Annotated in this window: 1 protein-coding gene, 1 rRNA gene and 1 pseudogene (1 of these 3 cut by a window edge); all 3 read left to right on the top strand. The window is 36.9% G+C overall.

Annotated elements, in window-relative coordinates:
* A pseudogene (locus R7H07_RS23730) lies at positions 1-156 on the top strand (DNA gyrase subunit B); the annotation flags it as partial.
* 88 nt (positions 157-244) lie between these two features.
* On the top strand, positions 245-2,716 hold the full coding sequence (gyrA, locus tag R7H07_RS23725; protein ID WP_318128813.1) for a DNA gyrase subunit A: 2,472 nt from the start codon (positions 245-247) through the stop codon (positions 2,714-2,716).
* Positions 2,717-2,957: 241 nt separating this feature from the next.
* Positions 2,958-3,123 (top strand): 16S ribosomal RNA (locus R7H07_RS23720) (it continues 1,386 nt past the right edge of the window).

Genomic DNA, 3,123 nt, shown 5'->3' with positions numbered 1-3,123 from the left:
ACAATGGACCCAGAAGTACGTTCATTACTTCAAGTTTCCCTTCAAGATGCAATTGAAGCAGATGAAACATTTGAAATTTTAATGGGGGATAAAGTAGAGCCACGTCGTAACTTTATCCAAGAAAATGCAAAATACGTGAAAAACCTTGATATTTAAATGAGTAATGACAGGAATCTGAGTATTCCTGTCTTCTACATATAAATCAATGTATGTGTAACGGAAATGTAAGAGGAGGTGCTCGTTGATGTCAGACAATCAACAACAAGCACGAATTCGAGAAATTAATATTAGCCATGAAATGCGTACCTCATTTTTAGATTACGCAATGAGTGTTATCGTATCTCGTGCATTACCAGATGTTCGTGATGGTTTAAAACCTGTGCATCGTAGGGTTTTATATGCGATGAATGATTTAGGAATTACGGCTGATAAAGCGTATAAGAAATCAGCACGTATTGTTGGTGAAGTAATCGGTAAGTATCACCCTCATGGTGATTCAGCTGTTTATGAAACGATGGTACGTATGGCCCAAGATTTCAGTCAACGTTATATGCTTGTTGATGGGCATGGTAACTTTGGATCTGTCGATGGAGATTCAGCGGCAGCAATGCGTTATACAGAAGCAAGAATGTCTAAAATCTCTATGGAATTAATACGTGATATTTCAAAAAATACAATTGATTATCAAGATAACTATGATGGTTCTGAAAGAGAGCCGATTGTGTTACCTGCCCGTTTTCCTAACTTACTAGTGAATGGTACGACAGGTATTGCAGTTGGTATGGCAACAAATATTCCGCCGCATCAACTTGGTGAAGTAATTGATGGCGGATTGGCATTAAGTCATAATCCTGATATTACTATTGCAGAATTAATGGAGTGCATTCCAGGACCAGATTTCCCGACGGCAGGTTTAATTTTAGGAAGAAGTGGTATTCGTAGAGCTTATGAAACAGGACGCGGGTCTATTATACTTCGTGCTAAAGTTGAAATTGAAGAGAAGTCAAATGGCAAACAATCTATTATCGTAACGGAACTACCTTATCAAGTGAATAAGGCGCGACTGATTGAAAAAATTGCAGAATTAGTTCGCGATAAGAAAATTGAAGGTATTACAGATTTACGTGATGAATCAGATCGAAATGGTATGCGTATTGTTATGGAAGTACGTCGTGATGCCAATGCTAATGTATTATTAAATAACTTATATAAACATACAGCACTTCAAACAAGTTTTGGTATTAACATGCTGTCTCTTGTAAATGGAGAACCACAAGTACTGAATTTAAAACAAAATTTATATCATTACTTGGAACATCAAAAGGTAGTAATTCGTAGACGTACTGCTTATGAACTTGAAAAGGCAGAAGCACGTGCTCATATTTTAGAAGGATTACGAATTGCTTTAGACCATCTGGATGAAGTTATTACATTAATTCGTAGTTCGAAAACAGCGGAAATTGCAAAGCAAGGTTTAATGGAACGTTTTGGCTTAAGTGAAAAACAAGCACAAGCTATTTTAGATATGCGTCTGCAACGCTTAACAGGATTAGAACGCGAAAAAATTGAACAAGAATATCAAGATTTAATGAAGTTAATCGCTGAATTAAAAGCAATCTTAGCAGATGAAGAAAAGGTTCTTGAGATTATTCGTGAAGAATTAACAGAAGTAAAAGAGCGCTTCAATGATAAGAGACGTACAGAAATTACAATTGGTGGTATGGAGTCTATTGAAGATGAAGACTTGATTCCAGAACAAAACATCGCCATTACGTTAACTCATAATGGTTATATTAAGAGGTTGCCAGCTTCTACGTACAAAACACAGAACCGTGGTGGACGTGGTGTGCAAGGAATGGGGACAAATGATGATGATTTCGTAGAACATTTATTAACTACTTCTACGCATGATCATATTCTATTCTTCACTAATAAGGGGAAAGTATACCGTACGAAAGGATATGAAATCCCAGAGTATAGTCGTACAGCGAAAGGTATACCTATTATTAACTTATTAGGTGTAGATAAGGGTGAATGGATTAACGCCATTATTCCAATTCGTGAATTTGGTGACGATGAATTCTTATTCTTCACAACAAAACAAGGTATCTCTAAGAGAACACCACTTTCATCATTTGCGAATATACGTACAAATGGTTTAATTGCAATCTCTCTTCGTGAAGAGGATGAAGTAATATCTGTACGTTTAACATCTGGTGATAAGGATATTATTGTAGGTACAAGCAATGGTATGCTAATTCGTTTTAATGAGCAAGATGTACGTTCTATGGGACGTAATGCGGCTGGTGTAAAAGCAATTACATTAGGTGAAGAAGATCAAGTTGTAGGTATGGAAATTGTCGAAGAGGATGTAAATGTTTTAATTGTAACGAAAAATGGTTATGGAAAACGTACGCCGATTGATGAATATCGCTTGCAAAGCCGTGGTGGTAAAGGTCTGAAGACTTGTAATATTACAGATAAAAACGGTAAATTAGTAGCTGTTAAATCTGTAACAGGTGAAGAAGATATCATGTTAATTACAGCAGCTGGTGTTATTATTCGTATGCCAGTTGATCAAATCTCTCAAATGGGACGTAATACACAAGGTGTTCGTCTAATTCGATTAGAGGATGAGCAAGAGGTAGCGACAGTAGCAAAAGCACAAAAAGATGATGAGGAAGAAACGAGCGAAGAGGTTTCTTCAGAAGAATAAGAGGGGAGATATCTCCTCTCTTTATTTTTTTATAATAATACTTGCATAGGGAAGAGAAAGTCTATATAATAGGCAGAGTCAGCAAATGAGAGATACAAGTTATCGAAAAAACTTGTTGACGAAAATAATATACTATGATATATTATAAAAGTCGCTGAAACGCGATGTTGAACTTTGAAAACTAAACGAAACAAACAACGTGAAACGTCAATTTTTATTTTAGATGCTAGACAAACTAACTTTATTGGAGAGTTTGATCCTGGCTCAGGATGAACGCTGGCGGCGTGCCTAATACATGCAAGTCGAGCGAATGGATTAAGAGCTTGCTCTTATGAAGTTAGCGGCGGACGGGTGAGTAACACGTGGGTAACCTGCCCATAAGACTGGGATAACTCCGGGAAACCGGG

The organism is Vibrio sp. Vb1127, from assembly GCF_033338735.1.
Taxonomy (GTDB): domain Bacteria; phylum Pseudomonadota; class Gammaproteobacteria; order Enterobacterales; family Vibrionaceae; genus Vibrio; species Vibrio alginolyticus.
Note: the sequence above shows the minus strand (reverse complement) of the source record. Positions and strands in the feature narration are given on the sequence as shown.